At 64.7% G+C, this 26092-nt stretch carries 25 protein-coding genes; 11 read left to right on the forward strand and 14 right to left on the reverse strand.

Annotated elements, in window-relative coordinates; genetic code table 11:
* The first annotated feature begins 26 nt into the window (after positions 1-26).
* Positions 27-1049 (forward strand): zinc-dependent alcohol dehydrogenase family protein, encoded by a 1023-nt coding sequence (locus tag HCR84_RS00645; protein WP_166982996.1) that lies wholly within the window; start codon positions 27-29, stop codon positions 1047-1049.
* A gap of 85 nt (positions 1050-1134) precedes the next feature.
* Here HCR84_RS00645 and HCR84_RS00650 read toward each other — a convergent pair whose 3' ends face one another.
* Entirely contained in the window at positions 1135-2028 is an 894-nt protein-coding gene (locus tag HCR84_RS00650) for a siderophore-interacting protein (RefSeq protein WP_166982995.1), read from the reverse strand.
* 103 nt (positions 2029-2131) lie between these two features.
* Here HCR84_RS00650 and HCR84_RS00655 point away from each other — a divergent pair, with 103 nt between their 5' ends.
* Complete coding sequence (locus HCR84_RS00655) at positions 2132-2602, forward strand: hypothetical protein (RefSeq protein ID WP_166982994.1); 471 nt, start codon at positions 2132-2134, stop codon at positions 2600-2602.
* On the opposite strand, the gene HCR84_RS17715 is transcribed toward HCR84_RS00655, so the two are convergent.
* Positions 2589-3146 carry a TetR/AcrR family transcriptional regulator gene (locus tag HCR84_RS17715; protein WP_166982993.1) on the reverse strand — a complete coding sequence of 186 codons (558 nt, stop codon included), beginning with the start codon at positions 3144-3146 and terminating at the stop codon, positions 2589-2591. The genes HCR84_RS00655 and HCR84_RS17715 overlap by 14 nt on opposite strands.
* Before the next feature lie 43 nt (positions 3147-3189).
* On the opposite strand from HCR84_RS17715, the gene HCR84_RS00665 reads away from it, so the two are divergent.
* The gene (locus HCR84_RS00665) at positions 3190-4710 is read left to right on the forward strand and encodes an MFS transporter (RefSeq protein WP_166982992.1); all 1521 of its coding nucleotides are present in this window, start codon (positions 3190-3192) and stop codon (positions 4708-4710) included.
* 38 nt (positions 4711-4748) lie between these two features.
* Here the strand turns inward: HCR84_RS00665 and HCR84_RS00670 are convergent, their stop codons facing one another.
* Positions 4749-5216 carry a MarR family winged helix-turn-helix transcriptional regulator gene (locus tag HCR84_RS00670; RefSeq protein WP_166982991.1) on the reverse strand — a complete coding sequence of 156 codons (468 nt, stop codon included), beginning with the start codon at positions 5214-5216 and terminating at the stop codon, positions 4749-4751.
* Between the two features lie 105 nt (positions 5217-5321).
* On the opposite strand from HCR84_RS00670, the gene HCR84_RS00675 reads away from it, so the two are divergent.
* On the forward strand, positions 5322-6200 hold the full coding sequence (locus tag HCR84_RS00675; RefSeq protein ID WP_166982990.1) for an alpha/beta hydrolase: 879 nt from the start codon (positions 5322-5324) through the stop codon (positions 6198-6200).
* 48 nt (positions 6201-6248) lie between these two features.
* On the opposite strand, the gene HCR84_RS00680 is transcribed toward HCR84_RS00675, so the two are convergent.
* On the reverse strand, positions 6249-6740 hold the full coding sequence (locus HCR84_RS00680) for an FBP domain-containing protein (protein WP_166982989.1): 492 nt from the start codon (positions 6738-6740) through the stop codon (positions 6249-6251).
* Between the two features lie 294 nt (positions 6741-7034).
* On the opposite strand from HCR84_RS00680, the gene HCR84_RS00685 reads away from it, so the two are divergent.
* From HCR84_RS00685 to HCR84_RS00695, 3 genes are read left to right on the forward strand one after another with little or no spacing between them, the layout of a single operon-like run.
* Positions 7035-7853, forward strand: a complete 819-nt coding sequence (locus HCR84_RS00685) for an ABC transporter ATP-binding protein (RefSeq protein WP_166982988.1) — start codon at positions 7035-7037, stop codon at positions 7851-7853.
* Between the two features lie 54 nt (positions 7854-7907).
* Positions 7908-8945: an iron-siderophore ABC transporter substrate-binding protein gene (locus HCR84_RS00690; protein WP_166982987.1), complete on the forward strand. Its 1038-nt coding sequence runs from the start codon at positions 7908-7910 to the stop codon at positions 8943-8945.
* Between the two features lie 10 nt (positions 8946-8955).
* The gene (locus HCR84_RS00695) at positions 8956-11070 is read left to right on the forward strand and encodes an iron ABC transporter permease (RefSeq protein WP_166982986.1); all 2115 of its coding nucleotides are present in this window, start codon (positions 8956-8958) and stop codon (positions 11068-11070) included.
* A gap of 148 nt (positions 11071-11218) precedes the next feature.
* On the opposite strand, the gene HCR84_RS00700 is transcribed toward HCR84_RS00695, so the two are convergent.
* Together HCR84_RS00700 and HCR84_RS00705 are read right to left on the reverse strand one after the other, a co-directional pair.
* A complete protein-coding gene (locus HCR84_RS00700; protein ID WP_166982985.1) occupies positions 11219-11746 on the reverse strand; it encodes an NUDIX hydrolase in 528 nt (175 codons plus the stop codon).
* A gap of 252 nt (positions 11747-11998) precedes the next feature.
* Positions 11999-12262 carry a type II toxin-antitoxin system Phd/YefM family antitoxin gene (locus tag HCR84_RS00705; protein WP_166982984.1) on the reverse strand — a complete coding sequence of 88 codons (264 nt, stop codon included), beginning with the start codon at positions 12260-12262 and terminating at the stop codon, positions 11999-12001.
* Positions 12263-12445: 183 nt separating this feature from the next.
* Here HCR84_RS00705 and HCR84_RS00710 point away from each other — a divergent pair, with 183 nt between their 5' ends.
* Complete coding sequence (locus HCR84_RS00710) at positions 12446-16033, forward strand: proline dehydrogenase family protein (protein WP_235940958.1); 3588 nt, start codon at positions 12446-12448, stop codon at positions 16031-16033.
* Between the two features lie 22 nt (positions 16034-16055).
* Here HCR84_RS00710 and HCR84_RS00715 read toward each other — a convergent pair whose 3' ends face one another.
* From HCR84_RS00715 to HCR84_RS00730, 4 genes are all read right to left on the reverse strand, one after another.
* On the reverse strand, positions 16056-16631 hold the full coding sequence (locus HCR84_RS00715; protein WP_166982983.1) for a hypothetical protein: 576 nt from the start codon (positions 16629-16631) through the stop codon (positions 16056-16058).
* Positions 16632-17315: 684 nt separating this feature from the next.
* Positions 17316-18569, reverse strand: coding sequence for an RNA polymerase sigma factor (locus HCR84_RS00720; RefSeq protein WP_166982982.1), 1254 nt, complete (start codon positions 18567-18569; stop codon positions 17316-17318).
* A gap of 49 nt (positions 18570-18618) precedes the next feature.
* The gene (locus HCR84_RS00725) at positions 18619-19053 is read right to left on the reverse strand and encodes a YciI family protein (protein ID WP_166982981.1); all 435 of its coding nucleotides are present in this window, start codon (positions 19051-19053) and stop codon (positions 18619-18621) included.
* Between the two features lie 216 nt (positions 19054-19269).
* The gene (locus tag HCR84_RS00730) at positions 19270-19809 is read right to left on the reverse strand and encodes a DinB family protein (RefSeq protein WP_166982980.1); all 540 of its coding nucleotides are present in this window, start codon (positions 19807-19809) and stop codon (positions 19270-19272) included.
* Positions 19810-19873: 64 nt separating this feature from the next.
* Between HCR84_RS00730 and HCR84_RS00735 the strand changes: the two genes are divergently transcribed.
* Both HCR84_RS00735 and HCR84_RS00740 read left to right on the forward strand, forming a co-directional pair.
* Complete coding sequence (locus HCR84_RS00735; protein ID WP_166982979.1) at positions 19874-20560, forward strand: nucleotidyl transferase AbiEii/AbiGii toxin family protein; 687 nt, start codon at positions 19874-19876, stop codon at positions 20558-20560.
* Positions 20561-20575: 15 nt separating this feature from the next.
* The gene (locus HCR84_RS00740) at positions 20576-21028 is read left to right on the forward strand and encodes a helix-turn-helix domain-containing protein (RefSeq protein WP_166982978.1); all 453 of its coding nucleotides are present in this window, start codon (positions 20576-20578) and stop codon (positions 21026-21028) included.
* Between the two features lie 52 nt (positions 21029-21080).
* Here HCR84_RS00740 and HCR84_RS00745 read toward each other — a convergent pair whose 3' ends face one another.
* The 3 genes from HCR84_RS00745 to HCR84_RS00755 all read right to left on the reverse strand — a co-directional run bounded on the left by HCR84_RS00745 (position 21081) and on the right by HCR84_RS00755 (position 24350).
* Positions 21081-22307, reverse strand: coding sequence for an MFS transporter (locus HCR84_RS00745; protein WP_166982977.1), 1227 nt, complete (start codon positions 22305-22307; stop codon positions 21081-21083).
* A gap of 3 nt (positions 22308-22310) precedes the next feature.
* Positions 22311-23741 carry a glycoside hydrolase family 1 protein gene (locus HCR84_RS00750; protein WP_166982976.1) on the reverse strand — a complete coding sequence of 477 codons (1431 nt, stop codon included), beginning with the start codon at positions 23739-23741 and terminating at the stop codon, positions 22311-22313.
* 186 nt (positions 23742-23927) lie between these two features.
* Complete coding sequence (locus HCR84_RS00755) at positions 23928-24350, reverse strand: SgcJ/EcaC family oxidoreductase (protein WP_166982975.1); 423 nt, start codon at positions 24348-24350, stop codon at positions 23928-23930.
* A 15-nt stretch (positions 24351-24365) separates the two neighbouring features.
* Here HCR84_RS00755 and HCR84_RS00760 point away from each other — a divergent pair, with 15 nt between their 5' ends.
* On the forward strand, positions 24366-24827 hold the full coding sequence (locus HCR84_RS00760; RefSeq protein WP_166982974.1) for a MarR family winged helix-turn-helix transcriptional regulator: 462 nt from the start codon (positions 24366-24368) through the stop codon (positions 24825-24827).
* A 34-nt stretch (positions 24828-24861) separates the two neighbouring features.
* Here the strand turns inward: HCR84_RS00760 and HCR84_RS00765 are convergent, their stop codons facing one another.
* Positions 24862-26058 carry an MFS transporter gene (locus HCR84_RS00765; protein WP_166982973.1) on the reverse strand — a complete coding sequence of 399 codons (1197 nt, stop codon included), beginning with the start codon at positions 26056-26058 and terminating at the stop codon, positions 24862-24864.
* Positions 26059-26092: the final 34 nt, after the last annotated feature.

Below are 26092 nucleotides of genomic sequence, written 5' to 3' on the forward strand. Positions count from 1 at the left end.
TCCAGGAAATAAAAAAGGATGACAACATGCGCGCAGTGATGATGTATGGGCCAGGCGACGTTCGCGTCGACGAGCGCGAGAAGCCGACGCTCGTCGAACCCACCGATGCGGTCATTAGGGTGACGGCGACCTGCGTCTGCGGGTCGGACCTCTGGCCGTATCGCGGCATCGACAAGCAAAACGGTCCAACGCCGATGGGGCACGAATACGTCGGCGTCGTCGAGACCATCGGGGACGCTGTCACGACGGTGAAGCCGGGCGACTTCGTCGTCGGTGCGTTCATGGCCTCAGACAACACGTGCGAGATCTGCGCCGCCGGCTACCAGAGTCGCTGCGTGCACGTCGTGCCGATGGGCTCGATCGGAACGCAGGCGGAGTATGCGCGCATTCCGCTGGCAGACGGCACGCTCGTCGCGACGTCGCGCCAGCCGACGGCCGCCGAGATTCCCGCGCTGCTCGCGGCATCCGATGTTCTGGGCACCGGCTGGTTCGGCGCTGTGGCCGCTGAGGCTGGCCCGGGCAAGACCGTCGCGGTCGTGGGCGACGGGGCGGTCGGGCTGCTCGCCGTGTTCGCGGCGCGACGGCTCGGCAGCGAGCGCGTCATCGCGATGAGCAGGCACGCCGATCGACAAGAGCTCGCGCGGCGATTCGGCGCAACCGACATCATCGAAGAGCGCGGAGATGCCGGCGCTCGCCGCGTCCGCGAGCTGACGCACGGCCTCGGTGCGCACTCGACGGTCGAGGCCGTGGGCACGCAGGAATCCATGATGCAGGCGATCCGGTCAACGCGCGCTGGCGGACACGTTGGCTACCTCGGTGTCTCGCACGATGTCGAGCTGCCGGGGAACAAGCTGTTCTTCTCCGCCGTGCACCTGCACGGCGGGCCCGCGCCAGTGCGGGAATACCTGCCCGAGCTGATCGACCTGATCATGGGCGGCACCGTTACCCCTGGCGATGTGTTCGACATGACGCTTCCGCTTGAGCGTGCGGCCGAGGGGTATGCGGCGATGGACGAGCGGCGTGCGACGAAGGTGCTGCTCACGGTGTGAGGTTGTCATCTGCAAGCTTCGCCGCTTCGGCATGAAACTGTTCGAGCCAGCGTTCCTGATCGAGTGATTCGCAAGACCCTCTCTCCTACTCGTCGAAGATCTTGCCGACGGGCTCGCGCTTCTCTGCCTGGAAGCCGTCTTCGGCGCGGCCAAGTGCCCAGTACGCCGAGAGCGACAGCGCACGGCGATCGATGCCCCACTCGGTGTGCAGCAGCCGGCGCAACTGCTTCATGGCAGCGCGCTCGCCGTGGGCGAAGACCTCGATGGCGGCATCCGGATTATCGGTCGACTTTGGCTTGGGCAGCGCCCGAGCAGCCTCGACGAGTGGGATGCCGTGTTCGGCACCAGCGCGGTGAAGCCACGTCACCTCGACCCCTGCCGGATGCATGAGCGTGATCTCGTCGTTCGCGTCGCCGACCTCGATGATCGCGCGCCCGACGGCATCCTCCGGCATGGCCTCGAGTGCGGCGGCAATCGCGGGGATCGCCGAGTCGTCGCCCAGAATGAGGCGCTGCACTGACGCATCCTGGCTCGGCGTGAACTGCCCGCCCGGGCTCGACAGCGACACGATGTCGCCCGGCTGTGCGGCTGCGGCCCAGGGGCCGGCGATGCCGTCGCTGCCGTGCACGACGAAGTCGATGGCAATTGTCTTCTCGGCCTCGTTGATCGACCGGATCGTGTAGGTGCGGCGTACGGGCAGGTCTTCGAAGGGAAGCGTCTCGCGCAGCTTCTCGAGATCGTACGGCGGCGTCAGACCGAGCTCGAGCTTGGCAAAGAGCAGCTTCGAGTAGGTGTCGGTTGCGTCGAGTCGTGCGGTGTCAGCATCGGCGATGTAGGCATCGAACCCGTCGCCGCCCAGGTGCACGCGCACGAGGTGCGGGGTGAGCTGCTCAGTGCGAACGACGGTGAGTGCGTGTTGAATTCCCCGACGGCGCGCTGTGGGAGCCGCATCCGTGGCTGGGTTGGGAGGAGTCGTCATAGCTTCATCCTTGTCGATGGTGGTCAGTGCGCACTGAACGGTTGTGTTCACATCTCTGATATGGCCTCCGCGAGGCGTGCCCCCGTGGCGTTAGCATGATCGCATGCGAGTGATGCGGCGATATTGGGCCATCATGGTCATCGCGTTGCCGTTGGGCGCAGTACTCGGTGTGTTCACCTACCTTGCACTCTTTGCGTCGATCGGGGTGGAACTGTTCGGAACTGTTATGTACGGGACGATCGGTGTGGTTGTCGCACTTTCGGCGGTGCTCGGAGCGCTGCTGGCAGGCTTCGCGTTAGAGCGGCATATGAAAAAGTCGGAGGCTGCACGGGTCGGCGTGGGCGCGCTGGGTGCAGCTGCAGGCGTCTTCGTCTTGGGGATCATCGTGACAATCGTCGAGAAGCTCACGGCGCCCGCGACCAACAACGGAGAAGCTTTCATATTCATCGGCGCCGCGATGGCGATTCCAGCTGGCATTGCGGCTGCCATCATGATCAGCTGTGTTGAAGCGAGACTGCGGTCGCGGTCGGAGAAGGCCACTGCCCTGAGCTGGCAGGAGCTCAATGGGCTGTGAGGCGGCGGGCGACCGACAGCATCCGGTCGGCGAAGTCTGAGGCCGAGCCGCGATTGACGGCGGGATAGGCCTCGGGGTTTGCGCTCGCGAGGTAGAGACCGTCGCTCATGAAGATCAGGGCGGATGCCGCGTCAGCGTCGTTCACCTCGGGCATGAGTGCGGCGTGCCAGCGTGCCCGAGTGTCGGCGATCGCCGCAGTCGCCGACGTGTCGCCGCTCTGGGCCAGTGCCACCGTGGCGTTGTACGCCGCATCGAACGCCGTCCCCGTCTCGGTTGACGTGCGAATGAAGAAGGCGACGGGGCCCTCGGGGTCGGCGGCCATGGCCGCGACGTCCTCGTCGACAAGCGTAGCGAGGCGGTCGATGACCCCCTGCGCGAGGGCGTCTTTCGACCCAAAATGGTAGAGCAGTCCTCCCTTTGAGACGCCCGCGCGTGCCGCGACAGCATCCAGTGTCGCCGCCCTTTCGCCGCCGTCGATGAGCAGTCCCGAATAGGCGTCGAGCAGTCGGTCGGCTGTGTGAGCGCTGTCAGTTGGGGAAGCCATATTGTCACTGTACCGTCCAGACGGTACAGTTGTCGATCGGAGGATGACCATGATGACTGCAGAGGTGAACATCGAGCCACGGGCCGGAGCTCGCGAGTGGCTCGGTCTTGCCGTGCTTATGCTGCCCGTGCTGCTCATCTCTGTCGACAACACGATCCTCAACTTTGCGCTCCCGCAGATTTCTGAGGCGCTATTGCCAACCGGCACGCAGTTGCTGTGGATCATCGATGTCTATCCGCTGGTTCTCGCCGGGCTGCTGGTCTCGATGGGCAGCCTCGGCGACCGCGTCGGGCGTCGCAAGCTGCTGCTCATCGGCGCTGCCGGATTCGGCGTCGTGTCGATTTTCGCCGCGTACTCGCCCTCGGCCGAAGCTCTGATCGCCGCACGGGCCGCCCTCGGCCTGTTCGGCGCAACGCTTATGCCATCGACGCTCTCGCTGCTGCGCAACCTCTTCGTCAACCGCGAACAGCGGCGTCTCGCTGTGGCGATCTGGGGAAGCGCGTTCGCGGGTGGCGGCGCCCTCGGCCCGATTGCCGGAGGCTTTCTGCTCGAGCACTTCTGGTGGGGCTCGATCTTTCTGCTCTCGGTTCCGGTGCTGCTCCCGTTATTCATTCTTCTTCCCATCGTGGTGCGCGAATCGAAGGATCCCGTTGACTCACCCATCGATCTGCTGAGCGCCCTGCTCGTGCTGCTCGCGATGGTGCCGTTCGTGTGGTCGATCAAGCACGCGGCGGATGCTGGAATCGATGCGCTCGCAATCGGCGTGTTCGTCGGAGCGATCGTGTTCGGAGCGCTTTTCGTGCGCCGACAGCTGCGACTGCAGCATCCGATGCTCGATGTCTCGCTGTTTCGAATCCCGGCGTTCAGCGGGGCAATCGTCATCAACCTGCTCAGTATCATCGCGTTCGTCGGCGGGCTGTTTTTCATCACCCAGCATCTGCAGCTCGTGCTGGGCATGTCGCCGATGAACGCGGGACTCGTGCTCGTGCCCGGGCTTGCCGTCATGATCACGGCCGGGCTCCTCGTGGTGCCGATCGCCCGTCGCGTGCGCCCGAGCATCGTCATCGCGTGCGCACTCGTCTTCTCCGTGCTCTGCTATGGCAGCATCGCCGTTCAGGGCGGCAGCGTAAGTGCACTGGGCATCGCGCTCGCCGTGGTCGCCCTCGGCATCGGCGTCGGTGCGGCCGAAACCGTGTCAAACGACCTCATTCTCGCCAATGCGCCCGCGTCGAAGGCTGGCGCGGCATCCGGGCTGTCCGAGACGGCGTACGAGCTCGGCTCCGTGTTGGGCGTTGCGACGCTCGGCACGGTTCTCACGGCGTCGTACAGCAACCACATCGTCATTCCGGCCGGGGTCTCAGGGGCGGATGCCGCGGCAGCGGCCGAGACCCTCGGTGGAGCCATGAAGGTGGCCGAACAGCTGCCGGCGAAACTGGGCGATGCCCTGAGCCAGGCCGCGATCACGGCGTTCAGCAGTGGTGCGTCGATCACGGCGTGGCTCGGTGCGGGGCTCGTTGTCGTCGCAATCATCGTTTCACTGACGACCCTGCGCAACGCAAAATAGCCCGTCGCGAACGCACCTGCCTCGTGGGGCGCCTCCGGTTACGCGGTCGGATCATCCCTCGTCATGCTGTCGAGGATCGAATTCTCGGTTCCGAGCAGTCGCACAAGAGCGCTCTGCAGGTCGGCGACGCGGTCGCGGCCGACGAGCGCTTCCCACTCGGCCCGGAGCTCGTCGAATACCGCCTCACCCTCGCTCATGAGCGAATTCCCGCGATCGGTCACGGTCAATCGCGCGCGTCGGCGGTCGTGGGGGTCAGCTGTGCGACGGACGTAGCCGCTCTCTTCGAGAAACGCCAGGGTCTTCGCCGCGGCCTGTTTGGAAACCGATGTGCGCCTCCCCACCTCCGAGATGGTCCCGGCTCCCGCAGCAATGGCGCGCAAGGCGAAATCATGCGCGGGCCTCACGCCGACGTGCCCTCGCTCGGCAAGGCGATCCGTTGCCGTGTCTGCCATAAACCGAAAACCGCCGAGCAGTAGAAGAGCGAGATCAGCACCACCTCGAGACATGCCTCCATCGTAGCGAGAGGAAATAAATCGACAACCTCGTTGTTTACTTTCAGCGAAGATGACAACCTAGTTGTCTTACTGATCTCGCTCTCGACGGAGAAAATCATGAATTCTGACCAGGCAACAATCGCCGGTGTTCGACACGAAACGGCAGCCGTGAACGGCACGCATCTGCACTACGTCACGGCCGGTGACGAGGGCACCCCCGTGCTTCTCGTTCACGGATTCCCCGAAACGTGGTGGGCATTTCGCGCGCTCATCCCGCTTCTCGCGGCCACACACCGTGTTTACGCAGTGGATCTACGAGGCTTCGGCGACTCAGATGTCGCAAGCGACAGCTATTCGAGCGCGGTCGCGGCTGCGGATCTTCAAGCCCTGATCGAGCATCTGTTTGTCGGTCCGATGCATGTCGTCGGGCAAGACCTCAGTGGCAGTGCGGTGTTCCGGCTCGCCGCAACTCACCCCGAGAACGTCTTGAGTCTTACAGCAATCGAGGCGGGGCTTGCCGGCTTCGGCGCTGAGGGACTGGCAGACGTCACACACGGGGGTGTCTGGTATATCGGTGCCCTTGCGGCTCCCGGTATTGCCAGTCTGCTCTTTGAGCAGCACGCCGAAGCCTTTATCGGGGAGCATCTCTACCCTTTCTATGGAGTTGCCGAAGCGGCAGTGACCTCCAAAGACGCCACAGAGTATGCCCGCAGTTATGGACGCCCTGGCGGGTTTTCTGGCGCGGTGGGCTTGTACCGCGGAATGCTCGCCGAGGGGGAGCAGCTGCACTTACTCGCGCAGAACGCCCCGTTGACGATGCCCGTGACAGCCATCGGCTCCGCAGGCGGTGCGTTTACGCACCGAACATTCGACAGCGTCACGAAAGGAGACGTTGCCTCCGTTCAGCTTGATGGCGTCGGCCACTATGTGGCGCAGGAAGCCCCGCGGCTGCTCGCCGATGCCCTGATCAAGGCATTTGCTGCGAGCGCCCCGTGACGAGTGGCGTTATCGCCAGCCGCCAGCCGTCACGGGCGACGCGCTCGCTCAACTGCCGTCGCGCACCGACCTGATGAACCGCGTGACGTTGACGCGCATGGCCGCAATGCGCTGCTGCCGCGCGGCCTCGACGTCGAACCCGACGTACGCTGTGCGCGGCAGTCGGCGCGCATTGACGTTGCACTCGAAGTTTGCGCACGCCAGGGTTCCGACGGTGTCGCCCTTGCGCCCAGCGTCACCGGCGCGCTTCGCGACGAAGAACACAACCTCGTTGGGAAGGTGAACGTCTTCGCACCAGGAGCACTGCGGCCGCGTGCGGGTGGCGCCGTCGGCCAGCCGCAGCGCAACGCCGACGAGCTCGTCATCGACGAGGGCGATGACGTACCCCTGCTTGGGAAACTTCGTGTCACGCCACCCGAGAAAATCAAGAGCATCCCAGTCGAGGGAGTCGACATTCTCGGGCAGCGTCAGTGCCGAGCGCTCGCGTTTTGACGCGTTGATGAACGATGAACGAATCTGCTTTTCGGAGATCGGGTGCATAAAAAGCCCTTGTGTGTGTTGACGGCGCCGTGAGGCGCTCGTCTGCTTACCTGTCAATGGAATACCCAGGATGCTGCGGCTTTCAGCCGCGCCGGGGGCGCTGTGCGTCGACGGGCACAGTCGTGCCTCGACGCGAGGGAAGCACTATCTCGATCCGGCGGTCGAAGCGCCGGCAGCCTCCAGACGCCCAGCGGGCAGAGCGATCGAGTCGGTAAACATGCGCATGAGTATACGCCTCACACGCGGCAAAATTCTTCTCGCGCCGGCGAGGAGATTAGGTTAGGCTCAGCTAACGTGGAAGCGATTGAACTTGCGGCCGAGCATCTCGAGCTGAGCTACGAGCGTGAGGCCGTTGTGCACGACGTGTCTCTGGAAATCACGCCAGGTGCCGTCACGGCACTCATCGGCCCGAACGGCAGTGGCAAGTCCACGGTGCTGCGCTCGATGGCCCGGCTTCATCCCGTGACGTCCGGCTCCATTCAGCTGCGCGTCGGTGGCGACACGAGCGAGGTCCGCGCCGTGAGCGCACGAGATTTCGCCCGCCGTGTCACGCTTCTGTCACAGTCGCGGCCCAACCCCTCGGGGCTCAGCGTGCGCGACGTTGTCGCCTACGGCCGGCATCCTCATCGGCGGCGCTTCTCGGCACTGACCGACGCTGATCTTGCTTCGATCGACAAGGCACTGCGATTGACAGGCACAGAGCTCATGGCCGACCGCGCCGTCGACCAGCTCTCTGGGGGCGAACTTCAGCGCGTCTGGCTCGCCACGTGCCTCGCGCAAGACACCGGTGTGCTGCTGCTCGACGAACCCACCAACCACCTCGACCTTCGCTACCAGGTCGAGATTCTCGACCTCATGCGCGAGCTCGCCGACGATCACGGCACGGCCGTCGGTGTGGTGCTGCACGATCTCAACCACGCGGCAGCGGTCGCCGACCACGTCGTGCTGCTGAGCGGCGGACGCGTGCGGGCCGAGGGAACGCCGCCCGAGGTGTTCTCGGCGGGCGTCCTCTCGGAGGTCTACGGCATTCCGATCGTCTCGCGCGTCGACGACGATTCGGGCCTCGTCCGCGTCGAATCGCTGCCGCGGCGCTGTCTGGCCCGCGCCGTCTAAGTCACGCTGCAGCCGCAGCATCCGATCCGTGTTTCCCCTCACGAAAGTAGAGCTATGTCACGACGCACCACTACAGCCACCGCCGTCACATTCGCGGCCCTGACCGCCCTTGTGTTGACGGGGTGCGGAACCACATCGGTCGAAGCTTCGGGCGACGACACGTCGAACGAAGCCGTCTCTCAGTCGTGCGAGAACGACGAGACGACAACATCGACGGATCCTGTCTCGCTCACGGACGATCTCGACCGCACGGTGACGCTCGACAAGCCGGCCGAGCGCGTCGCCGTTCTCGAGTGGCAGCAGACCGAAGACCTTCTCTCACTATGCGTGACGCCCGTGGCCGTCGCCGATGCCGAGGGCTACTCCACGTGGGACACCGCCGAAGCCTTGCCTGAGGGTGTGGCCGACGTCGGCACGCGGCAAGAGCCCAACCTCGACGCCATCTTCGGCGCCGACCCCGACCTGGTGATCGTCGAGGTGTCCTCGCCCGATGACGAGATCGTTTCGCAGCTTGAGGCATACGACGTTCCGGTGCTCGCGACTGTGGGGGCGGATGCTGCTGATCCCATCCAGCACATGAAAGACACCTTCTCACTGATCGCGGATGCGACGGGACGAAGTGAGCGCGCCGACGTGGTGCTCGACGGCTTCGACACGGCGCTCGCCGACGCGAAGGCCGCGGTCGGCGATGCCGACCTGGCGACGACGGACTTCGTCTACTTCGACGGCTGGGTTCAGGGCGGCAATGTCGCCATCAGGCCGTTCGGCCAGGGCTCGCTCTTCGGTGAACTGGGTGAAGAGCTCGGACTCACAAACGTCTGGGAGGGCGAGGTCGATCCGACGTATGGCCTCGGCCAGACCGACGTCGAGGGTCTCGTCGAGGTGGGCGACGCCATGATGTTCTACACCGGAACCGACGACCCCGAGTCAGACAGCATCGTCGACCTGCTCGCCGACAATGAGATCTGGACGTCACTTCCCGCCGTCGAGAACGGCGAGACCTACGCGTTCCCCACGGGGATCTGGACGTTTGGCGGCCCGCGCTCTGCCGAGCAGGCGATTGACGCCTACGTCGAACTGCTCACCGCGTAAGCGCAGCCGAATGCCGCGCACCGCGACCACTCCTTCCGCCGCACCGACGGCGGGAGGGCGGTCGCGCGCGCCGAAACTCACAACGAGTCTCGGCGCCGCGGGCGCGCTCGTCGGGCTCGCCCTTCTCGTGGTGATCGCCGCCGCGTGGCACATGACGCAGGGAACGTCGAGCACGGGCATCGGCGAGTTGATCGGGATGCTGTCGGGCAACGGGCCCGCCGACGCCGAGGGCGTGACGACACGCGACGTGCTGCTGGGTTCGCGCCTGCCGCGCGCCGCTGCGGGCATCCTCGTGGGCATCGCCCTCGGTGTTGCCGGTGCGCTCTTCCAGTCGCTCGCCCGCAACGCGCTCGCATCGCCTGACACGCTCGCGGTCACTGCCGGCTCGTACTTCGCCGTCACTGCCGTCGCCGCGTTCGGCCTCGCCATTCCGCTGTGGGCGTCGGGCGGCGTAGCCTTCGTCGGCGGACTGCTCGCTGCGGCACTCGTGCTCGGCATCGCCGGCGGCGCTGGGGCATCGACGACGCGGCTGATCCTCGCCGGAACGGCGACCGCCCTTGCGCTGCAGGCCGGCACGTCGACGCTGCTCATTCTCTTCGCCGAAGAGACGACGAGCCTGTTCGCCTGGGGCAGTGGGTCCCTCAGCCAGCTGGGCCTCGAGAACGCCCAGCGCTGCGCCCCCGTTGTCGTCGTTGCGACAGTGCTGGCAATTCTGTTGTCGCGCCGCCTCGACCTGCTCGGTCTCGGCGATGACGCTGCGGCAGTGCTTGGCGTGCCGATTCGCGCGACGCGGGCAAGCGGCATCCTGATCGCCGTCGTGCTCACCGCGACGGCCGTGACGCTTGCCGGACCAATTGGGTTTGTTGGGCTGTGCGCACCGGTGATCACCCGCCTCACCGCGCGTGTCGTCCCTGTTCTGCACAAGCACGTCGTGATGATTCCCGCCGCAGGTCTCGTCGGCGCTCTCGTCGTGATCGTGGCTGACGCGGTGCTGCGCGCGATTATCGGGGCGGATGCTGCCATTGCGGTGCCCACCGGAGTGACGACGACGCTGCTTGGCGCGGTCGTGCTGGTGCTGCTTGCGCGCCGCATCCGCGACTCCGGACCGACGCGCCAGCCGCGCGCCGCGCGCACCAGCATCCATGGAATCCGACGGACGGTGATCGCCACCGTTGTTCTTGCGGTGCTCGTTGTCGGCAGCGCCCTTGTGGGGCTGCTTGCCGGTGAGCGATGGCTGCTCACGGGTGACATCGCGCTGTGGCTGCAGAACAACGCGGCTCCCGTGATCGCCCATGCGCTCGACGGCCGCGCGCCGCGCGTGGCTGCCGCCCTTCTTGCGGGCGCAGCACTCGCGCTCGCCGGAACGTTCGTGCAGGCCAGCGCTCGCAACCCGCTCGCCGAACCGGGCATTCTGGGCATCACGGGCGGCGCGGGGCTGGGCGCCGTCATCATCGTGACGCTTGTGTCGGGCGGTGGCGTTGTCGCGATGACCGCTGCGGCGATCGGCGGAGCGCTTATCGCGTTCGCCCTCGTCTACACGCTCTCGTGGCGTGGCGGTATGAACACCGATCGCCTTGTGCTCATCGGCATCGGCCTCTGGTACGGGTTCACCGCATTGACGACGTTCATCCTTGTGCGCGCGAACCCGTGGGATACGCCGGCGATCTTCACCTGGCTGTCTGGGTCGACGTATGGCCGCGGCTGGGCGGAGGTGCTCCCCGTGGGCATTGCTCTTGTCGCCGCAATTCCGCTCGCGGTCGTGTGGCGGCGCGAACTCGACCTGCTCTCGCTCGATGACGACACCCCGCGCCTTGTCGGCGTCGCGCGCGAGCGTGTGCGTTTCGCTGTGCTGATCACCGCAGCTGTGCTTGCCGCGCTCAGCGTCTCTGCGGTCGGCGTTGTCGGTTTCGTCGGGCTTGTCGCACCGCATGCCGCGCGGGCGCTGGTGGGCGGACGCCATGCTCGTGTTGCTCCCGTGGCGATGATGCTTGGCGCACTGCTGCTCGTTGTCGCCGATACGCTCGGTCGCACGATCATCGCGCCGGCGCAGATCCCCGCGGGCCTCATCGTGGCGATCATCGGAGCGCCGTACTTCGTGTACCTCCTCGCCCGCTCGCGTGCGTGAGCGCTTTGCCCGTGCCGCCTGACCCACTGGAAATCGGGGACCAACTTTGCTCATCAAAAGCGCTGCATGGCATGGCAAAAGTTGGTCCCCGATTTAACTCAAACGAATCGCCACGGGTGCAGGGCTGCCTGACAACGGTCATCCCCATCTAACGGACGTCTTCCTCGGTCAAGAGCGCGAACTGAAGTGGCTCCCACAGTGTTGTCAGTCGCTCTACCCACGGGTCTGCGAATTGACCTGACTTCACCCGCATTTCGATATCAGGTAATGAGACCCATGCCGCATTCGCGATTTCGACTGGATCGAGCCTGAGCTGTGTCGTGGCGACGTGCGCAAGGTAAAGGTCGACAAGCGCGGAGTCCTCAACGTGTCGCCCGACGTGACTGAACGCATCGAATGCTGGCGTGAGCCCAGTTTCTTCGAGGAGCTCTCGCGCTGCAGCATCCCTGCTGGATTCCCCCTCGAGCGCGCTGCCACCCGGGAATTCCCAGGCGAGACCGAACTCTTTCGCTGCGTGACGCTGTGTGATCAGAATCTTGCCGTCATCGCGAACAACACACGTCGCCGCGACGATGTGGTAATCCCCTTGGGTCCAATCGGCATCGCCACGATAGTGAGTTCTCCCGGTGGGGAAGCCGTTGATATCGGTGACGTCCCACCGTTCAGCGTCCATCATTCGGCCTCTTCTCTAGATGTAATGGTTCACCGCAGTCCGCGGTGGATCCGATGTGATCGATCCTTGCTTCCGGGAGGAGGCCGCGGAATCGTGCCTTCGTCTGCTCAAACCGGGCGCGCCGTTCCTCGTCTCGCGGATCAACGATCTCCACTTTCTACTCGTTCATGCCGACCTTCGCAGTGCTCTGAGAGGGCGCGGAACTTCGCCGACGTACATCGAGCGACGAGCGCTCATGACCGGAAAGCGCGGGTTTCACCAGCGGCACTTACCGCGATCGTCTGTGGTCTCGCCCACCAGCGACGTCAGATCGCTTCGGAGACCGGGATCAGCCTGGTGACGGCTCAGTCGTCGAATGAGCTCCTCCCGAGGGATCGGCGTGCGGCGCTTTGCGCGCATAGGCTTCAACTCTGCGACTGGGCGGCCGAGCGAGGTAATCGTCAGAGGCTCGCCTGCTTCCACTCTCCGGAGCACACTTGCCATATTGTGGCGGAGCTCGCGAGCTGTGACTTCGGCCATGCTGTCAGTGTGGCACGCAGGGAACGGTGACTGTTGGGTGAGCTGGCAATAAAGATACAGTCCTGCTTCAGGATACCGGTGAAAAAACGTCGCTTTACTTCACACTTGGGCGGGGTGAGACTGGCAGTCTGACGTCCGTACCCCCGCGAGCATTGCCGCTCGCACGCTCGTGAAAGGCACATCGTGAGCACATCGCAGACCTCGGCATCGAATGCCACCCAGCCGCAGACTCGCCCCCAGGATCTCGCCGACGACGCCATTGCGCTCGCGAAGCGATGGTTGAGCGAGGCAGCGGACATTCCCGCTGACGCCTCGGGGGAGCGACTCGCTGGTGTTTTGAGCGACCCGAACGGTCTGGCGTTCACCGTCGGGTTCGTCGACGGCGTCGTGCGCCCCGAAGACCTGCATGCTGCGGCGAAGAAGCTGAAAGAGCTCACTCCGCTCACCCCGCAGTTCCTCCCAGCGGCGCTGCGCGGCGCGATCGGGCTCGGCGGTGCGTTCGCGAAGCCACTGCCGCAGATCGTCGTGCCGATTGCACGCCGAGTGCTGCGTGAGATGGTCAGCCACCTCATCATCGATGCGAGCGATGCAAAGCTCGGACCCGCCATCGCGAAGATCAAGAAAGACGACGTCGGCCTCAACATCAACCTGCTCGGCGAGGCGATCCTCGGTGAGCATGAAGCCGAGCGCCGCATCGCCGGAACGAAGGCGCTCCTTGCGCGCAAAGACGTCGACTATGTGTCGATCAAGGTGTCGTCAACCGTCGCCCCGCACAACCACTGGGCATTCAACGAGGCTGTCGAGCGCATCCAGAATCACCTCGCTCCGCTTCTCGAACAGGCAAAGAACGCCAGCCCGCAGAAGTTCATCAACCTCGACATGGAGGAGTACAAAGACCTCGACCTGACACTCGCCGTTTTCACCGGCATCCTGGATCGACCCGAGTTCAAGCAGCTCGAGGCCGGCATCGTTCTGCAGGCTTACCTTCCGGATGCTCTCGGCGCGATGATGCATCTGCAGGAGTGGGCTGCGCAGCGCGTCGCCGACGGCGGAGCGCCCATCAAGGTGCGCCTTGTGAAGGGCGCGAACCTGCCGATGGAGCACGTAGACGCCGCGATTCACGGCTGGCCCGCGGCGACGTGGGACACGAAGCAGGGTTCAGACACAAGCTACAAGGCAGTGCTCGACTATGCGCTGCACCCCGAGCGCATTCGGAACCTGCGCGTCGGCGTCGCCGGCCACAACCTGTTCGACGTCGCGCTGGCCTGGCTGCTCGCGAAGGCCCGCGGCGCGCAAGACGGCGTTGACTTCGAGATGCTCCTCGGCATGGCCACGGGACAGGCCGAGGTTGTGAAGCGCGATGTCGGGTCGCTGCTGCTCTACACGCCCGTCGTGCATCCGCAGGAGTTCGACGTCGCGATCGCCTACCTGATTCGTCGCCTCGAAGAGGGCGCGAGCCACGAGAACTTCATGTCTGCCGTCTTCGAGCTCAACGAGAGCGAGACCCTGTTCGAGCGTGAGAAGCAGCGCTTTCTCGCCTCTCTCGCCGATCTTGAGGCGATCACGGGCGACGGCGACGTTGAGTCGTTCGACGTGCCGAAGCCCAGCAGGCAGCAGGACCGCCGTGACTACGACGAGGCAGGCGCCGAGGCGCGCATCGAGACGCGTATCGCAGCCGGGAGAAACGGCGAGTTTGAGAACACGCCAGACACCGATCCAGATCTTGATGGCAACCGCGAGTGGGGTCGCGCGATCGCGAATCGCATGGCCGAGTCAGCGCTCGGCGTCGCACAGGTTGAAGCTGCGCACATCAGCGATGAAGCCTCGCTGAACGACGCAATCGAGCGTGGAATCTCGGCGGCCGACGCCTGGCAGGCGCTCGGCGCAGACGAGCGTGCGCGCATTCTCTACCGCGCAGGAGAGAAGCTGGAAGAACGCCGCGCTGATCTTCTGGAAGTGGCAGGCTCCGAGGCGGGCAAGACCCTCGACCAGGGCGACCCCGAAGTTTCTGAGGCCATTGACTTCGCGAACTACTACGCGATGCTCGGTCAGCAGCTCGAGCAGGTTGACGGCGCGAGCCACACATCGAAGAAGCTCGTCGCCGTCATTCCGCCGTGGAACTTCCCCATCGCGATCCCCGCGGGAGGAACCCTCGCCGGGCTCGCGTCTGGTGCGTCGGTGATCATCAAGCCCGCATCAAACTCTGCCCGCACCGGTGCGGTCATGGTGGAGGCACTCTGGGACGCTGGCGTTCCCCGCGACGTGCTGCAGCTTGCGCAATTCAGTGATCGCGAGCTCGCCTCGAAGCTCGTCTCTGACGAGCGCGTCGACAGACTGATACTGACCGGCTCGTACGAGACGGCATCGACATTCCGCGAGCTGCGTCAGGATCTGCCGATTCTCGCCGAGACCAGTGGCAAGAACGCGATAATCGTCACCCCGAACGCAGACCTCGACCTTGCGGCGAAGGACGTCGCGCAGTCGGCCTTCGGTCATGCGGGGCAGAAGTGCTCTGCAGCATCCCTCGTGATTCTTGTCGGCTCTGTCGCTAAGTCCAAACGATTCCGCAGCCAGCTTCTCGACGCCGTGCAGTCTCTCAAGGTCGGCACTCCCGAGCACCTCAGCACGCAGATGGGCCCCGTCATTACAGCGCCGTCGGGCAAGCTGTTGCGCGGACTCACGACACTCGGCCCTGGTGAGAGCTGGGCGATCAAACCTGAGCCGCTCGCAAGCGACAGCCCCCTCGCGCTCGACAAGAACGGCGAGAACAAGCTGTGGAGTCCCGGCGTGCGTGACGGTGTGCAGCGTGGATCCGAGTATCACCTCGTCGAGTACTTTGGTCCGATCCTCGGCATCATGACGGCTGACACGCTCGACGAGGCGATCGACATGGTCAACGACATTGAGTACGGACTCACGACCGGTCTGCACTCGCTCGACAGCGACGAGCTCGCTACCTGGCTCGACCGCGTTCAGGCCGGAAACCTCTATGCGAACCGAGGGATCACGGGCGCGATCGTGCGCCGCCAGTCGTTCGGCGGCTGGAAGAAGTCTGCGATCGGCGCCGGCACCAAGGCGGGTGGCCCGAACTATCTGCACGGCCTCGTTGACTGGTCGGATGCAGCGCCCGCAGGCTCTTCGCGTTCGCCCCGTGTGCCAGCAGCCGCCCTGCTGGGGGCAGCGGAACGTTCCGGAGTGACCGGAGACGAGCTCGACTGGCTGGCGTCAGCGCTCGGCACCGACGCGACAGCGTGGGCCGACGAGTTCGGTATTGCGCGCGATGCCTCACAACTCGGGGTTGAGCGCAACATGCTGCGATACTGTCCCGTCAACGTGACGATCCGTGTCGCGGCAGACGCCCCGCTACATCACGTCGTGCGTGCGGTGGCGGCGGGACTCGCTGCTGAGTCGACTCCGACGGTGAGCACTCCGATCGCTCTCCCCGAGCGGATCATGAATGCGATGCGCGCCAGCGGCGTGGCCATCCACTTCGAAGACAACGCGGCGTGGATGAAGCGCGTCGCCGATCTCGCTGCGAAGCAGGGCCCGGAGGCGAGTGAGCGCATTCGCATTGTGGCCGGGGCATCTCGTGAGGCAGAGGTGGCGACCGTCTATGCAGCGTCGAAGGGCAAGCCCGACGTCGCTGTCTACGGCGGTGAGGTCGTGTCGGCCGGTCGCGTCGAGATGCTTCCGCATCTGCATGAGCAGGCCGTGTCGATCACGGCGCACCGCTTCGGAACGCCGAGCACGCTGTCGGACGGTGTCATTTAGTACCCGTTCAAGGCCGATCCGCTCACGGTTCCACCTGGGCTCTGATGTATACCCACACAGTGCCCTGGTCGTCATGACCGAAACTGACAGTCGTGCCTGAGCTCTGGCCGTCTTTGTCGGTGAAGCTGCGGTCCCGGGTGAGGTCGCGTGATTCAAAAAACTCCCGTTCATCATCCGACAGGCAGGTCGTCGAGGGGTACAGACACTGTGTGTATCCAGAACCCAGCTCGACCTCGGCGTTAGACGGGAGCCTGACGAGCGCAGACATGCCGCTGCTGAAGAAGTTCTCCGAAGAGCCGGATTCCACAATCCTCGACCCCGGAGGTAGCTGCACGTCGGCCTTGTCCTCAATCCACGCCTCGGATCGCGATACGCACCACGTCGGCCAGAGGACGAAGCAGCGCCCCGATTCGAATGGCGGGAAGGTCACGAACCGAAAGACGAAGCCGCCGCCCCAAACGAGAACGACGACGGCAAGCACAGCACCTCCTATGAGAGCCAGGCGAGCGCGAAGCGAATGCCGCTTTGCGTGGCGCTCTTCGGGCGCGGGCAGCCCCAGTTCAGCTGCGCTGACTATTTCAAAACGCCGTCGTGTCATCGAAGACCACCTCAGCCTCTCTGCGCGCGATGTGGTCACACTCGTCGGATATTGGCGTGAGCAATGAGAATAGCGTTCTCACATACTAGGTACGCCACACTCACCTCACGTCCGTTCGGTGGCTGGGGATGTGCCACGCTCGGTTGTCTGGGTATGCCTAGTTTCTGTGGCCAGCGTCGCCGTTAGCCTGAGCCGATGTCAGGCCAATCGCTCGTGAGGTATGCCTCGACGGCCCGGTGACGGAAGGTGTATGGTTTTCCGCGCTGGATGATGCCGCGCGTCGAGTCCGGGCGCTGCGATGTGGGGCCGGCGCAACAGGCTTGCTCTCTCGTCGACGAGAGTTGCAGTTTTGATAAATTTATCAGCGGAGTTTTCCGCTGATAAATTTATCAACGCACTGTGGAGTAGCGTCAGCCTGGCTGATTGATCCGGACGCAGTTGCTGCATGAGCAGGCCGTGTCGATTACGGCGCACCGCTTCGGAACGCCGAGCACGCTCTCAGACGGCGTGATCTAGAACCTCGCCCGGAGCTCTGCCAGCCTGCGAAGCGCTGCGATCTGCGTGGCAAGTCGGGCAGGGCTCTCTGCGCGTTCATTCGGCGAAGTTTGCTCTAAGAGCGCAGTTTTAGAGCAAACTTCGCCCTCTGAACGACGAGTGTTGGCGTTCTGGCCCGTGAGCGTCGCCTCACGTTTGCGCCTGGCAGACGCTATGCGCTTTTGCGCGCAGCACTGCGGCTTCGCGAGCGTTGCCCGTCAGCGCTGCGGCGGACTCGAACTCCGCTCGCGCTTCGTCGCGCTTGCCCAGCTGAGCGAGCAGCTCACCGCGCACGCTCGGCAGCAGATGTGATTGCGCCAGCGATCCCTTCGCCACCAGGGCGTCGACAATGCGCAATGCGGCGGCAGGCCCGATCGCCTTCGAGACCGCGACAGCGCGATTGAGATCGACGATCGGGTTGGGCGCGAGACGCCCGAGAGCCTCGTAGAGCACGACGATGCGCTCCCAATCGGTCTCGCCGATGCTCGGTGCATGGGAATGGCACTCGGCGATTGCCGCCTGCAGCGCGTAGGAGCCGCGCCCTCGACCGAGCGCATCGGCACGTGCAAGCACATCGCTGCCACGGCGAATCTGCGCGTGATCCCACCGCGCCCGATCCTGGTCGGCAAGCAAGATCGGCTGCCCTGCAGCATCCGTTCTGCTGGCGAATCGCGAGGACTGAAACTCCATGAGTGCAACGAGAGCAAGCGCTTCGGATTCGCGGGGAACAAGACCCGTCAGGATGCGGCCGAGCCGCAGAGCCTCGCGGGCGAGGTCCCGGCGCATCCACGTGTCGCCGGTTGTTGCGGCGTAGCCCTCGGTGAAGATCAGGTAGACGACACTCAGCACTCCACCGAGCCGCTTCTTCAGATCGGCGGGCTCAGGCGTCTCAAATGGAACGCGGGCCTCCGCGAGCGTGCGTTTCGCCCGAGTAATGCGTGCTTGCACCGTTGCGACGGGGGCGAGCAGCATCCGCCCAATCTCTGTCGTTGTGAGCCCTCCCACGACGCGCAGCGTGAGCGCCACCTGCGATTCGCGCGACAGCACGGGGTGGCAGGCGATGAACACGAGGCGCAGAACATCGTCGTCGATCGGCTCCCATTCGTCGGCAACATCGTGCGGCGCTCCGTCGTCGAGATCGTGAGCCAGTGCCTTGTAGCGCTCGTCGAGCCGCTTGTCGCGCCGCCAGGAGTCGATGGCGCGGCGTTTGGCGACAGCGGTCAGCCATGCCGCCGGATTGCGTGGCACACCAGCATCCGGCCAAGTCGAGAGTGCCTCGACGCTCGCTTCGCTTGCGAGATCTTCGGCAAGGCCGACGTCGCCGGTGAATCGAGAGAGCGCTGCGACGATGCGCGCTCCCTCGATCCGCCACGTGACGTCGAGCGTGCTCTGGATGCTGGTCATAGCATGCTGGCTGCCGTGCGCTGGTCACCGGATGCTGGTCGCTGCAGCACTACTGCTTGGCGCTCTTCGCCTGCTCCTCGCGCCAGCCCTTCTCCTTCTGGATGTACTCGTTGTCTGTGTAGTCGGCGAAGTCGGTTTCGTCGGTGACTCGGCGCACCTCGAGCTTGCTTCCCTTGCCGAGCGGGGCGCGGCTGGCCCACTCAATGGCTTCGTCTTTGCTTGACACGTCGAGAATCCAGAAGCCGTTGAACAGCTCGTGGGTCTCTCCATAGGGGCCATCGGTAATGATCGGCGTCTCTGAATCGAAGTCGACGACGAAGCCCTCTGACGCGTCGCTGAGTCCTTCGCCTGCGAGTAGCACTCCTGCCTTCATCATTGACTCGTTGAAGCGGCCCATAGCGTTGATGACCTCTTCGAAGTTTGTCTCCTCGTACTCGTGGATCGCTGCATCGCTCGTATTGCGCATGATGAGCATGTACTTCATTGTTTTCTCCTTGCGTGGAGGGCGCCAAATGCGTCCTACTACTATGACGTCGAATGGCGAACGCGTAAATCGACATCGCTCGAAAAGAACGTGAGTGTTGCGGACATTGTGCACCGGCATACCTTTGCACAATGTCCGCAGCTCTCTACCTTGTCGAGCCGTGAGCGTGGCTCTGCCGACATGGCATGGTCGGTGAGGGCGGGCCGAGCTGAAATGCTACTCGCCGGTCTCGCCGTCGATTGACTCACGCAGCAGGTCCGCGTGGCCGTTGTGGCGGGCGTACTCCTCGATCATGTGCACGAGCATCCACCGCAGTGACACGTGAGTGCCGTCGCTCAGCGCCCTGACGGCGAGGGCGTCGAGACCGTCGCCTTCGAGAGCCTTCGCCACGCACGCACGCGAGTGCGTGACAGCATCCGCCCATAGTTGGCGCAGCTGCTCGGGGCTGTCGTCTACGGCGGAGTGCCAGTCCCAGTCGATATCGAGGTCCCAGTCGACCTCAGCCCAGATCGGCGCCGGGTCGTTGCCGAGCAATCGCTCAGAGAACCAGGAGTCCTCGACGAGGGCGAGGTGCTTCATCATGCCGCCGAGGGTCATCTCGGATGCCGCTGTCGTGGCGTTCAGCCCCGCGGAATCGAGCCGGGCGCACTTCCACTCGAACGTGGCGCGATGGTATTCGAGAAAGCCGACGAGCGTGTCGAGCTCGGGCGCGGCGACGGGAGGTTCGGGGCGGCCCTGGTCATCGATGACGGTCATGCGCCGAGTGTACGTGGATGAAACGCGCCCCATCTATGCGTATCAGAAGTGATACGCTATTCATATGCGCGTAGACGATGATCTCCCCGAAGGGCTTCAGGTCGTCCTCGAATCTGCGGCCAGACTGCAGACACTTGTACCTGACGCTGTGCTTGTTGGCGGTACAGCCGCTGCGTACTACGCGCGGCATCGAATGTCGTCGGATCATGATCATGTACTGATCGACCTTCGCGACCGATTTGATGCCGTTCTCGATGCGCTTGAGCGAGACGGCGACTTTGTGCTCAATCGCGCCACCCCAGGCAAGATCATTCTGGGTGAACTTGGCGGGATCGAGGCCGGAGTTCGACAGCTTATTCGGAAGCGTCCCCTCGAGGTGCAGCGGGTGACATTGATGACGGGAGCCAAAATCACTGTTCCCACTCTGGACGAGACCGCCCGAATAAAGGCGTATCTGATCGTCAAACGAAACCAGATGCGCGACTATCTCGATGTCGCTGCGCTCTCGGGGCGGTTCGGTGCTCGGGAGATGGGTGCGGCACTGTCGGTCATCGATGACTACTACAGCGATGACTCACATCCGAATGACCATCCTGTGCAGTCGCAGCTTGCGCGTCAACTGGCCAGCCCTGAGCCGAAAGATCGTAGCAGAATCGCGGGTCTCGCGAGTTACAAGCACCTAGACCGTCGGTGGCACGACTGGGATGCTGTCGTTGCAGAGTGCCGGCGTCTTGCCGCACATGTGGTGTAACGAGAGGAGCGCACGGTGCCATTGAGCTTTCGCAACATCGATGCCACTCCCGACGATCCTGTGGAGAAGTGGGGGTTCGAAGGAATGCTTGCCGCAATCGATCGCGGGTACGCGCGCGACTGGCGCAAGCTCGTGGACGCCGTGGTCGCGAACCCCCAACTGACAGACGAGTTTCACGAAGCTCGCGAAGCCGCTGAGTCACACGCGACGGTTGCGCTGCTCGACGCCATGCTGGTTGAGGCACGACGAACGGCATCCGAGCGGGCTCTCGATCGGCTACGCGACGCTTACTACGGAACCCGTATGACGCAGGTCGAACTGGCGTCGGTGATCGGCACGTCTCGCACGCGATTCAACTCGTACCTGACGGGGAAGGTGACACCGTCGATGGATGTGCTCGTTGCCGTCGAGGAGATCGCTCTGCGTTACCGCGCTCCATCGCGGGCGCCCGAACTGGTGCTCAACTGACGCGACTCGCGGGGCGTCGCGCCGTTCAGACCGGGCGTGGTGCTTACTCAGCTCAGCGCACACTGCGGATGCGGTAGACCACAATGCCGCCCGCGATGATGATGGCCGCCGTCACCGCGTAGAGCTCCGAGTACCCCGCGAAGCCGAGCACGAGCCAGCCCACGAGCGGCGCGATGGGCAGGTACTGCGCCGAGTTGATGATGCCGAGGTCGCGGGCACGGGACTCCGGCCGCGGCAGCACGTCGGTGATCAGCGCTTGGTCGACGGCGAGGAATGTGCCGAAGCCGAAGCCCAGCAGCACGCCGGCGACCATGGCGCTCTCCCACGTGGGAACGAACGCGAGGCACAGCGCTGCAGCGGCCTGCAGCACGGCGGACGCCGCAACGAAGTGCCGGCGAATCTGCCACCGATCAGACAGGATGCCGCTCAGCCACGACGCGGCAGCGCACGCGCCGAGGTACACGAAGATCAGCGTGGTCAGCGCTTCGTCTGGGTCGGGCACGTGCAGAACGTCTGCGAGAAAGTACAGCAGGTACGTCGTGCCCGTGAGGTTTCCCGCGTTGATCAGCACTCGCGAAAGCATCGCCCACGAGAAGTCGCGGTAACCGTGCAGATCGCTGCGGCGCGGCATCCGGAGTCTGGCTCGCGATCGAAGCGGTCCTGGCTCGGTGTCGCGCAGAATGACCAGGAACGGGATGCTTGATGCGAGCGCGAGGGCGGCGATGACAAACCAACTCTGCGCCACGTCGGTGACGAGCATCGTGACGACGACCATGCCGCCGGCCAGCGCGATCACCTGGGGAACGCCCATAGCGGCGGAGGCACGCCCGCGTTGCTCCCGCGGAACCTGGTCGGCGATCACCGCAGAGAGCGCAACGAGCACGGCGGCCTGCCCGAGCGAGACGATGCCGAGCAGCAGGGCGGCGAGGGGCCAGGATGCTTGTGCGCCGACGAACGCGAAGGGCACAGTCGCGGTGATGAAGCCGCCGAGAATCCACGTGCGCCGTCGCCCGAAGCGCGTACGAGTGCGGTCGCACGCGACGCCGATGAACGGCACAGACACCACGATCACCACAGACATCTCGGCGATCATGAAGGAGCTTGACGCGACTTTGCCCAGGGGGTCGAGAACGCTCGCGAGCTTGAGCACCATGAACTGGCCCGGCAGCACAATGAGCAGCCAGAAGCCGAACCAGGCGAGGGCGAACGCGAGAAGCCACCCGATGCCGACGCGCTTCGTCGGCTCGGCATACGGCTGCGTGACAGCATCCGGAATCATGCTCTACCTCTGCCGGGCGGCGAGCACCTGGCGCAGCCACTCGAACGAGGCCTTGGGTGTGCGCTCGAGTGTGTCGAAATCGACGTGCACAAGGCCGAAGCGCTGCGTGAACCCGGCCGCCCATTCCCAGTTGTCGAGCAGCGACCAGGCGAAGTATCCGCGCAGGTCGACGCCATCGGCTGCCCCGCCCGGCGCGACGGCGTCGAGCGCAGCACGCAGGTGAGCGTCGAGGTAGGCGATGCGCTCGGGGTCATTGATCGTGCCATTCGGCGCGACCTCGTCGGCGAAGCTCGCGCCGTTCTCGGTAATGTACACGGGCGGCAGCGCTGCCCCATAGCGGTCGCGCATCTCGGCAAGCGCGGTGCCCAGATGCTTGGGGGCGATGGGCCAGCCGAAGCCCGTGCGCGGGTATTCGTCGATGTCGACGAGGTGAAATGGCAGGCCGGTCATGGCCTCGGCTGTGCCGTCTGGGCTCGCACCGGTGCCCGCGCCTGCCGCGACGCGCGTGGGCATGTAGTAGTTGAGCCCGTAGAAGTCGAGAGGCTGGCAGATGGTATCGAGGTCACGTGAATCCGCGCCGCCCAGCGCGCCGAAGAGGGGTGCGAGCTCGTCGGGAACGTCGGGGTAGCTGCCGAGCAGCACAGGATCGGCGAACACTCGGTTGTGTACGATGTCGAAGAGCTGCGCCATCGCGGCATCCTCGGGTGAGTCCGTCGCGGCATGCACGGGAGAGTGCACGTTCGTGATGCCGATGCGACCGGGAACCGATGCTGCGCGCAGCGCCTGCGCGGCAAGGCCATGCCCGAGCAGCTGATGATGCACGGTGGGCAGGGCATCGAACAGCAGCGTCTCGCCCGGCGCGTGGATGCCGAGGGCGTAGCCGTTGAGAGTGACGGTTGCCGGTTCGTTGAGGGTGATCCAGGCATCGACGCGGTCGGCAAAGCGTTCGCCGACAAGACCGGCGAACTCGCCGAATCTCAGTGCCGTGTCACGGTCGAGCCAGCCCACCTCGAGTTCGGCCGGGGTGTCCCAGTGATACAGCGTGGCGAATGGCGAGATTGCGTGCTCGGCGAGCTCATCGAGCATCCGGTCATAGAAATCGATGCCCGCTGGGTCAAGCGCTCCCGACCCGCCCGGCTGCAAGCGTGGCCACGCGAACGAGAAGCGGTAGGCGTCGGCGCCGAGCGTGCTCATGAGGGCGACGTCTTCGGCGTAGCGGCTGTAGTGATCGCACGTGACGGAGGTGTCGCTGCCGTCGATGATGCGGCCGGGCTGCGCGCTGAGGTCGTCCCACACGCTGCGGCCAGCCGCGGTGCTTGCGCCCTCGATCTGCGCGGCTGCTGTTGCTGTGCCGATCACAAAACCGGGTGGGATGCTGTGCGCGAGGGAGTTCGGGTCGGGCTTTTTCGGTGAGGGCACAGTGTCGGGAGACATGGGGATGGGGCTCCTGGGCTGACGTCGTTGTCTGCGAAGTCTCACGGCGAGGCCCCGCACCACTGACTCCAGTATCTGCCTTCGAGCTCAGGCCGCTCTGCCGACTCGCCCACGTGAACCGTGCGGTAGTTCTGCAATATCTGCAAAGGGCGCCCTGCTGGGCCATCCGTCGCAGATCGTCGACGTTCAGCGTGCGGGGGAGTCGCGCGTGCTGCGCGCGAAGAACCACATCATGAGCCGATGTTTTTTGGTGTTCTGAAATGCCTCGCAGAGCCAGCGCCCGTCGTTCTGCCGACGGAATACGAATGACTGCACCTTGTCGAGAGGGATCCGTTTTCCGGTCCCGACGCCACCCTCCGTCAACACAAGCGCAACATCGTCGCCAATCGAGCGGACGCTCGATATCGACATGCGCATACGGCTGCCTTTCTGAAATCGCGAGAGCACGGGCTCGTGGTCGCGGCGAATCGCCTCACGGCCGATGCTGGTGGACCCCGCGAAGATCACGTAGGTGGCGTCCTCGGCAAAAAGGCTGGCGTAAGCGCGCGCGTCACCGGCGTTCCATGCCTCGACCATCTGGTCGAGGGCATGCTCTATACTTGATTGCATGGGAGCAATAGTTGCATGAGTGCAAGTAAAAAGCAAGAGCCTGTGGATGCCGCTGCCTACCGTCGCTATCTCGCGGCGCTCACGCTGTTTCACCAGGCTGCGGCGGACTCTGTCGGCCTGACCGGCGCCGACTACCAAGCGAGCAACCTTCTCGATCTCGACGGGCCGATGCCGAGCAGCGAACTCGCGCGTCGTCTCGGTCTCTCGCTCGCCGCGACGACTCGTCTGGTAGATCGCCTCATTGAAAAGGGAATCGCCAGACGCGCGGAGGATCCGAGTGATCGACGACGGGCCGTCATCGCACACACCGGCCACCTGCCTGGCAACCTCGCTGCCATTCTCGATCGCGTTCGCATGCCGATAGGGGCAGCGCTCGAGTCGATGACGCCCGAGCAGCGCTCAGGTGTTGCCGCGTATCTTGCGGCGGCAGGTCAGGCATACTCGGATTCTGCCCGCGCGCTACGCGTCGAGGAGTAGCAGGGCAGCGCGAGCGCACCCCGCCCGCAGCGTTTCAGATCATGGAGCGGCGGGCGCGGGCAGCGCGCAGGGCATCCGTCGAGACGCTCAACACGAGCGCGATGGCGAAGATCACGAGCGCCGCGATGGGCAGCGCTGTGAGATCGAAGCCGTCGAGAATGAGACTGCCGAGCAGTGCGCCGCCGCCAATTCCGATATTGAATGCGGTGGTCTGCAGCGCTGCAGCGAGGTCGCGCAGGCGGAACGACGCCGTGTGCAGCATCCGGGTCTGCAGCATTGCAGGGATGCCGCCGAACGACACACCCCACACCACGAATGCAACAGTGACGATCACCTGGTTGCCCGTGAGTACGGCAAGCACGGTGATGGCCGTCATGAGCGCGAGCACGGCGATGGCGAAGCCGCGCTTGGGAAAGCGATCGGTGGCGAACCCGGCGATCACGAGGCCGACCGCTCCGGCGCCGCCGAAGAGGAACAGCAGAAAGGCGACGTTGTCCGGAGGGAAGCCGCCCTCGGACACAAGCCACGGTGTGATGTATGTGTAGAAGGTGTTGTGGGCGGTGAGCACGAGCAGAATGACCGTGCACACGATGATGACGCCGGGCAGGCTTCTGTCGCGTCTGGCGGGGATGGGAATTTCGCCCGTGCGCAGCGGCACCTTGTGCTGCACAGCAGGGAGGTACTTGACGACAACGATGGCGAGCACCACCACGATGCCGCCGATGATGAGGAACGCTGCGCGCCAGCCGAGGACGTGACCGAGTGCTGTGCCGACCGGAACACCGAGAACGAATGCCGCCGAACCACCGCCCGAGGTGATGGCCACGGCCCTTCCGAGCTGATGCGGGGGAACGAGGTGCGCGGAATAGGCGGCGACGACCGCCCAGAAGAGGCCGTGGGCGAGCCCACCGAGAATGCGGGCTCCCACGAGCAGCTCGTAGCTGGGTGCGATGGCGGCGAGCACGTTCGCCAGGGCAATCACCATCAGCACGGCAACGACAAGTGCCTTGCGCGAGACGTTTCGAGTGATTGCCGCGAGCGGGGTGGTGGCGACAACGACGGTGCCGGCGAACACGGTGACAAGCAGGCCGGCCGTCGACAGGCTGACGTCGAGATCGCGGGCCATGTCGGGCAGAAGGCCGGTGGGCAGAAACTCGCTCGTTACCGAGACGAAGATCGCGCCGGCCAGGGTAAGCAGACCGACCCAGGGGAAGCGTTTTTCGTCTGGCACCCAGACAACACTAGAGCACCCGTGCCTATCCTGA

It is taken from the genome of Paramicrobacterium fandaimingii, assembly GCF_011751745.2.
In the GTDB taxonomy this organism is placed as follows: Bacteria; Actinomycetota; Actinomycetes; order Actinomycetales; family Microbacteriaceae; genus Paramicrobacterium; species Paramicrobacterium fandaimingii.

What these genes read in the sequence shown, in the direction of transcription:
- HCR84_RS00645 (WP_166982996.1), top strand. Translation starts at nt 27, where the DNA reads ATGCGCGCAGTGATGATGTATGGGCCAGGCGACGTTCGCGTCGACGAG.
- HCR84_RS00650 (WP_166982995.1), bottom strand. Translation starts at nt 2,028, where the DNA reads ATGACGACTCCTCCCAACCCAGCCACGGATGCGGCTCCCACAGCGCGC.
- HCR84_RS00655 (WP_166982994.1), top strand. Translation starts at nt 2,132, where the DNA reads ATGCGAGTGATGCGGCGATATTGGGCCATCATGGTCATCGCGTTGCCG.
- HCR84_RS17715 (WP_166982993.1), bottom strand. Translation starts at nt 3,146, where the DNA reads ATGGCTTCCCCAACTGACAGCGCTCACACAGCCGACCGACTGCTCGAC.
- HCR84_RS00665 (WP_166982992.1), top strand. Translation starts at nt 3,190, where the DNA reads ATGACCATGATGACTGCAGAGGTGAACATCGAGCCACGGGCCGGAGCT.
- HCR84_RS00670 (WP_166982991.1), bottom strand. Translation starts at nt 5,216, where the DNA reads ATGTCTCGAGGTGGTGCTGATCTCGCTCTTCTACTGCTCGGCGGTTTT.
- HCR84_RS00675 (WP_166982990.1), top strand. Translation starts at nt 5,322, where the DNA reads ATGAATTCTGACCAGGCAACAATCGCCGGTGTTCGACACGAAACGGCA.
- HCR84_RS00680 (WP_166982989.1), bottom strand. Translation starts at nt 6,740, where the DNA reads ATGCACCCGATCTCCGAAAAGCAGATTCGTTCATCGTTCATCAACGCG.
- HCR84_RS00690 (WP_166982987.1), top strand. Translation starts at nt 7,908, where the DNA reads ATGTCACGACGCACCACTACAGCCACCGCCGTCACATTCGCGGCCCTG.
- HCR84_RS00695 (WP_166982986.1), top strand. Translation starts at nt 8,956, where the DNA reads ATGCCGCGCACCGCGACCACTCCTTCCGCCGCACCGACGGCGGGAGGG.
- HCR84_RS00700 (WP_166982985.1), bottom strand. Translation starts at nt 11,746, where the DNA reads ATGATGGACGCTGAACGGTGGGACGTCACCGATATCAACGGCTTCCCC.
- HCR84_RS00705 (WP_166982984.1), bottom strand. Translation starts at nt 12,262, where the DNA reads ATGGCCGAAGTCACAGCTCGCGAGCTCCGCCACAATATGGCAAGTGTG.
- HCR84_RS00715 (WP_166982983.1), bottom strand. Translation starts at nt 16,631, where the DNA reads ATGACACGACGGCGTTTTGAAATAGTCAGCGCAGCTGAACTGGGGCTG.
- HCR84_RS00720 (WP_166982982.1), bottom strand. Translation starts at nt 18,569, where the DNA reads ATGACCAGCATCCAGAGCACGCTCGACGTCACGTGGCGGATCGAGGGA.
- HCR84_RS00725 (WP_166982981.1), bottom strand. Translation starts at nt 19,053, where the DNA reads ATGAAGTACATGCTCATCATGCGCAATACGAGCGATGCAGCGATCCAC.
- HCR84_RS00730 (WP_166982980.1), bottom strand. Translation starts at nt 19,809, where the DNA reads ATGACCGTCATCGATGACCAGGGCCGCCCCGAACCTCCCGTCGCCGCG.
- HCR84_RS00735 (WP_166982979.1), top strand. Translation starts at nt 19,874, where the DNA reads ATGCGCGTAGACGATGATCTCCCCGAAGGGCTTCAGGTCGTCCTCGAA.
- HCR84_RS00745 (WP_166982977.1), bottom strand. Translation starts at nt 22,307, where the DNA reads ATGATTCCGGATGCTGTCACGCAGCCGTATGCCGAGCCGACGAAGCGC.
- HCR84_RS00750 (WP_166982976.1), bottom strand. Translation starts at nt 23,741, where the DNA reads ATGTCTCCCGACACTGTGCCCTCACCGAAAAAGCCCGACCCGAACTCC.
- HCR84_RS00755 (WP_166982975.1), bottom strand. Translation starts at nt 24,350, where the DNA reads ATGCAATCAAGTATAGAGCATGCCCTCGACCAGATGGTCGAGGCATGG.
- HCR84_RS00760 (WP_166982974.1), top strand. Translation starts at nt 24,366, where the DNA reads ATGAGTGCAAGTAAAAAGCAAGAGCCTGTGGATGCCGCTGCCTACCGT.